We start from the raw sequence: 5,762 nt of genomic DNA, 5'->3' as shown, positions 1-5,762 counted from the left end.
TACGTGCTCGTCCTGGTCCTCGCGGTACGCGCGGCCGAATCGGGCGTGAACAGCGTGCTGCCCGCCGCTTTCGGGCTGGTGGCGGCGGTCGCCTACCATCACTACGACACGGTGTACCGCATCCGCGGCGGCACCGGCGCGCCTCCGCACTGGCTCGTCCGCGCGACCGGGGGTCACGAGGGACGGGCCCTGGCCGTCGCCCTCGCCTCCGCGCTGTGGGCGGCCGGCGCGGGCCACGGCCCCCAACTGGGCCCGGCTCCGGCAGGTTTGACCATCGCGCTGACCACGCTCGCCGTGGTCGTCGCGGCAGTGGTGCTCGTCGAGAGCATCCGCTTCTGGGTGTCCTCCAAAGCACCCGCCGTACACGACGAAACAGGAGAACCCGCATGATCGGCCTCGTGCTGGCAGCCGGCGCCGGACGGCGCCTGCGTCCCTACACCGACACCCTGCCCAAGGCCCTCGTGCCGGTGGGCCCCGAGGGTGACGAGGAGTCCCAGACCGTCCTCGACATCGCGCTCGCCAACTTCGCCGCCGTCGGCCTGACCGACGTCGCCGTCGTCGTCGGGTACCGCAAGGAGGCCGTGTACGAGCGCAAGGAGGCCCTGGAGAAGAAGCACGGGGTCACGCTCACCCTCGTCGACAACGACAAGGCCGAGGAGTGGAACAACGCCTACTCCCTCTGGTGCGCCCGTGACGTCATCAAGCAGGGCGCCCTGCTCGCCAACGGCGACACCGTCCACCCCGTCTCCGTCGAGAAGACGCTCCTCGACGCCCGCGGAAACGGTCAGAAGATCATCCTCGCCCTCGACACGGTCAAGCACCTGGACGAGGAGGAGATGAAGGTCGTCGTCGACCCGGAGAAGGGCGTCCAGCAGATCACCAAGCTGATGGACCCCTCGACCGCGAGTGGCGAGTACATCGGTCTCACCCTCATCGAGCCGGAAGCGGCCGAGGAGTTGGCCGACGCGCTGAAGGCCACGTTCGAGCGCGACCCGCAGCTCTACTACGAGGACGGCTACCAGGAGCTGGTCAACCGCGGCTTCAAGGTCGACGTCGCGCCGATCGGCGACGTGCAGTGGGTCGAGATCGACAACCACGACGACCTCGCCAAGGGCAGGGAGATCGCATGCCGGTACTGACCCGCCTCATCCCGTCGCCCGTCGTCGTCGACATCAGCCGCGGCGCCCTGGACGACCTGGCGGGCCTCCTGGCCGACCAGCGGATCTCCTCCAACGGCAGGCTCGCCTTCGCCATCAGCGGCGGTTCGGGCGCGGCGCTGCGCGAGCGCTTCGCCCCGGCCCTGCCCAGCGCGGACTGGTACGAGGTCGGCGGCGGCACCATCGACGACGCCATCAAGCTCGCCGACTCCATGAAGTCGGGGCGCTACGACGCCGTGGTCGGGCTCGGCGGCGGCAAGATCATCGACTGTGCGAAGTTCGCCGCCGCGCGCATCGGGCTGCCGCTGGTCGCGGTCGCCACCAACCTCAGCCACGACGGCCTGTGTTCACCGGTCGCCACCCTCGACAACGACGCGGGCCGCGGCTCGTACGGCGTGCCCAACCCGATCGCCGTGGTCATCGACCTCGACGTCATCCGGGAGGCCCCGGCCCGCTTCGTACGCTCCGGGATCGGCGACGCCATCTCCAACATCTCCGCCGTACGGGACTGGGAGCTGGCCCACACCGTGCGCGGCGAGGACATCGACGGACTCGCCGCCGCCATGGCCCGGCAGGCGGGCGAGGCGGTGCTGCGCCACCCCGGCGGCGTCGGCGACGACGCGTTCCTCCAAGTGCTCGCGGAGGGGTTGGTGATGACCGGCATCTCGATGTCGGTCGCCGGCGACAGCCGCCCGGCCTCGGGCGCCTGCCACGAGATCAACCACGCCTTCGACCTGCTCTACCCCAAGCGCGCGGCGAGCCACGGCGAACAGTGCGGCCTCGGGGCCGCGTTCGCCACGTTCCTGCGCGGCGACCGGGAGATGGCGATGCTGATGGTCGAGGTGCTCAAGCGCCACGGCCTTCCCGTACTGCCGCACCAAATCGGCTTCGACGAGGACGAGTTCGTGAAAGTCACGGAGTACGCCCCGGAGACCCGGCCCGGGCGGTACACCATTCTCGAACACCTCGACCTGTCCGCCGACCAGATCAGGGACGCATACCGCGAATATGCAGAAGCCATCGGTAGCTGAACTCCGCCCCGTCGTCCACCCGGAGGGCGTGAAGGACCGGCGCAGCGGTGAGCACTGGGCCGGGCGGCTCTACATGCGGGAGATCTCCCTGCGTGTGGACCGGCATCTGGTCAACACCCGGGTCACGCCGAACCAGTTGACTTATCTGATGACGCTCGCGGGCGTCCTCGCCGCCCCGGCACTGCTGGTGCCGGGGATCGGCGGGGCGGTGCTCGGCGTACTGATGGTGCAGCTCTATCTGCTGCTCGACTGCGTGGACGGCGAACTCGCCCGCTGGAAGCAGCAGTACTCACTGGGCGGGGTCTATCTCGACCGGGTGGGCGCCTACTTGTGCGACGCCGCCGTCCTCGTCGGCCTCGGTCTGCGCGCCGCCGACCTGTGGGGCGAGGGACGCATCGACTGGCTGTGGGCCTTCCTGGGCACCCTCGCCGCGCTCGGCGCCGTACTGATCAAGAGCGAGACCGACCTCGTCGGCGTGGCCCGGCACCAAAGCGGGCTGCCGCCGGTCAAGGAGGCCGCGAGCGAGCCGCGTGCGTCCGGTGTGGCCGTGGCGCGCAAGGCCGCCGCGGCGCTCAAGTTCCACCGGCTGATCCTCGGCATCGAGGCATCGCTGCTCATCCTGGCGCTGGCCGTGGTGGACCAGATCCGCGGAGACCTCTTCTTCACCAGGCTCGGTGCCGCCGTCCTCGCGGGCATCGCCGTCCTCCAGACGCTGCTGCACCTGGTGTCCATCCTCGCCTCCAGCAGGCTCAAGTGACGGAGGGAGCCGCCACCATGGCGCAGCAGAGCCCGGAGCGGTCCGCGCAGACCCCGAGGCTGGGAGCCGTCGTGCTGACGATGGGCAACCGCCCCGAGGAGCTGCGGGCGCTGCTCGACTCCGTCGCCAAGCAGGACGGCGATGCCGTCGAGGTCGTCGTCGTGGGTAACGGCGCGCCGCTGCCCGCGTTGCCGGAAGGTGTACGGACGGTCGAGCTTCCGGAAAATCTCGGCATCCCCGGAGGCCGCAACGTCGGCATCGATGCGTTCGGCCCGTCCGGCGCCGAGGTCGACGCGCTGCTCTTCCTCGACGACGACGGACTGCTGCCGGACACCGGCACCGCCGAACTGGTCCGCGAGGCGTTCGCCGCCGACCCGTCGCTGGGCATCATCAGCTTCCGCATCGCCGACCCCGACACCGGCGAGACCCAGCGCCGCCATGTGCCCAGGCTGCGCGCCGCGGACCCGATGCGCTCCTCGCGGGTCACCACGTTCCTGGGCGGCGCCAACGCCGTACGCACGAAGGTCCTCGCCGAAGTCGGCGGCCTCCCGGACGAGTTCTTCTACGCCCACGAGGAGACGGACCTGGCCTGGCGTGCCCTGGACGCGGGCTGGTCGATCGACTACCGCGCCGACATGGTGCTGCACCACCCCACCACCGCCCCCAGCAGGCACGCGGTCTACCACCGCATGGTCGCCCGCAACCGCGTCTGGCTCGCCCGCCGCAACCTGCCCCTCCCGCTCGTCCCCGTCTATCTCGGCGTGTGGCTCCTGCTCACCCTGGCCCGCCGTCCCTCGCGTCCGGCGCTGAGGGCGTGGCTCGGCGGATTCCGGGAGGGCTGGGCCAAGCCGTGCGGCGCCCGCAGGCCGATGCGGTGGCGTACGGTGTGGCGGCTGACCCGACTAGGGCGCCCGCCCGTGATCTGACAAGCTCGTCTCCAGTACCACCACTCCTTCCAGTTCACTGCGCGTGTGAGGACGAAAGTTTTAAACGTGACCGAGACAACGCACGGCGGTGCGGTGGGCGTGAAGCCGCCGCCCACACCGGACGACCGTCTGTCCCCGGCCGAGCTCGCGGCCAAGTACGGCCTGTCGGTGAGCGGGGCGCGCCCCTCGCTGACGGAGTACGTGAGGCAGTTGTGGGCGCGGCGCCACTTCATCCTCGCCTTCTCCCGGGCGAAGCTCACCGCGCAGTACACCCAGGCGAAACTGGGGCAGCTCTGGCAGGTCGTCACGCCTCTGCTCAACGCCGCTGTGTACTACCTCATCTTCGGGCTGATCATGGGCGGCCGTAAGGGCATCCCGGGCGGTCAGGACAACTACATTCCGTTCCTCGTGACGGGTGTGTTCGTCTTCACCTTCAGCCAGACCTCGGTGCTCAACGGCGTACGCGCGATCTCCGGCAACCTGGGCCTGGTCCGCGCGCTGCACTTCCCGCGGGCCTCGCTGCCGATCTCCATCTCGCTCCAGCAGCTCCAGCAGCTCCTGTACTCGATGATCGTGCTGGTGGTCATCCTCGTGAGCTTCGGGCACTTCCCGGGCTGGTCATGGATCCTGGTCCTGCCGGCGCTGGCCTGCCAGTTCCTCTTCAACACGGGCCTGGCCCTGATCATGGCGAGGCTGGGCAGCAAGACCCCGGACCTGGCGCAGCTCATGCCGTTCATCACGCGGACCTGGCTGTACGCGTCGGGCGTGATGTTCTTCCTGCCGTACCAGCTCGAGTCGAAGGCCCACGCCGAGCCGTGGCTCGTCGACCTGCTCCAGGCGAACCCGGCCGCCGTGTACATGGACCTGATCCGCTTCGCCTTCATCGACGGATACCCGGCCTCGACCCTGCCGCCGCACGTCTGGATGCTGGCCCTCGGCTGGGGCCTGATCTTCGGGATCGGCGGATTTGTTTTCTTCTGGAAGTCGGAGGAGCGTTATGGCCGTGGCTGAGGACACCCAGGAGGAGACGACGACGGTCCGGCAGCAGGCGGCTCCCGCTCACCAGGAGCCGTGGGTTCCCACCGTCATCGCCGAGGATCTGCACATCGTCTACCGCGTCTACGGCAGCTCGAAGGGCAAGGGCAGCGCGACGGCGGCGCTGAACCGCATCGTGCGCCGCAAGCCGGGCGGCGGCAGCGTCCGCGAGGTGCACGCGGTCAGGGGCGTCAGCTTCACCGCCTACCGCGGCCAGGCCGTCGGCCTCATCGGCTCCAACGGCTCGGGCAAGTCGACGCTGCTGCGCGCCATCGCGGGCCTGCTGCCCGCCGAGAGCGGCCGCGTCTACACCAACGGCCAGCCGTCGCTGCTGGGCGTCAACGCGGCGCTGATGAACGACCTCACCGGCGAACGGAACGTCGTTCTCGGCGGGCTCGCGATGGGCATGTCCCGCGACGAGGTCGCCGAGCGCTACCAGGGGATCGTCGACTTCTCCGGCATCAACGAGAAGGGCGACTTCATCACGCTCCCGATGCGCACGTACTCCTCCGGGATGTCGGCGCGGCTCCGCTTCTCCATCGCCGCCGCCAAGAACCACGACGTGCTGATGATCGACGAGGCGCTGGCGACGGGCGACAAGAAGTTCCAGCGCCGCTCGGAGCAGCGTGTCCGTGAGCTGCGCGAGGAGGCGGGCACCGTCTTCCTCGTCAGCCACAACAACAAGTCGATCCGCGACACGTGCGAGCGGACGCTGTGGCTGGAGAAGGGCGAGCTGGTCCACGACGGGCCGACGGACGAAGTGCTCAAGGAGTACGAGAAGTTCACGGGCAAGTAGCGCCCGGCTTCTCCCTCTGCGGACGGCGGCGGCCGGCCGGGACCTGGACGGGTCCCGGCC

The 5,762-nt window shown here is 69.8% G+C and carries 7 protein-coding genes; all 7 read left to right on the top strand.

Features of this window, described 5'->3' with window-relative positions; translation table 11 throughout:
* A partial coding sequence (locus tag AN218_RS37700) for a DUF5941 domain-containing protein (protein ID WP_244900164.1) occupies positions 1 to 390 on the top strand: 390 nt, incomplete at its 5' end.
* Positions 387 to 1,139, top strand: coding sequence for a phosphocholine cytidylyltransferase family protein (locus AN218_RS00105; protein ID WP_070014371.1), 753 nt, complete (start codon positions 387 to 389; stop codon positions 1,137 to 1,139). The genes AN218_RS37700 and AN218_RS00105, both read left to right, overlap by 4 nt.
* Positions 1,127 to 2,188 (top strand): iron-containing alcohol dehydrogenase family protein, encoded by a 1,062-nt coding sequence (locus tag AN218_RS00100; RefSeq protein WP_070014370.1) that lies wholly within the window; start codon positions 1,127 to 1,129, stop codon positions 2,186 to 2,188. The genes AN218_RS00105 and AN218_RS00100 overlap by 13 nt, the downstream gene beginning before the upstream one ends.
* Positions 2,166 to 2,945 (top strand): CDP-alcohol phosphatidyltransferase family protein, encoded by a 780-nt coding sequence (locus AN218_RS00095; RefSeq protein WP_079131668.1) that lies wholly within the window; start codon positions 2,166 to 2,168, stop codon positions 2,943 to 2,945. The genes AN218_RS00100 and AN218_RS00095 overlap by 23 nt, the downstream gene beginning before the upstream one ends.
* Before the next feature lie 17 nt (positions 2,946 to 2,962).
* Complete coding sequence (locus AN218_RS00090; protein WP_070014368.1) at positions 2,963 to 3,871, top strand: glycosyltransferase family 2 protein; 909 nt, start codon at positions 2,963 to 2,965, stop codon at positions 3,869 to 3,871.
* Between the two features lie 66 nt (positions 3,872 to 3,937).
* On the top strand, positions 3,938 to 4,882 hold the full coding sequence (locus AN218_RS00085) for an ABC transporter permease (RefSeq protein ID WP_070014367.1): 945 nt from the start codon (positions 3,938 to 3,940) through the stop codon (positions 4,880 to 4,882).
* Complete coding sequence (locus AN218_RS00080) at positions 4,869 to 5,702, top strand: ABC transporter ATP-binding protein (RefSeq protein ID WP_070014366.1); 834 nt, start codon at positions 4,869 to 4,871, stop codon at positions 5,700 to 5,702. Before AN218_RS00085 ends, AN218_RS00080 begins: the two co-directional genes overlap by 14 nt.
* The last annotated feature ends 60 nt before the right edge of the window (positions 5,703 to 5,762 follow it).

It is taken from the genome of Streptomyces nanshensis, from assembly GCF_001751255.1.
GTDB lineage: Bacteria > Actinomycetota > Actinomycetes > Streptomycetales > Streptomycetaceae > Streptomyces > Streptomyces nanshensis_A.
The sequence above is the reverse complement of the archived record's forward strand: the minus strand, read 5'-3'. Positions and strand labels throughout refer to the sequence as shown.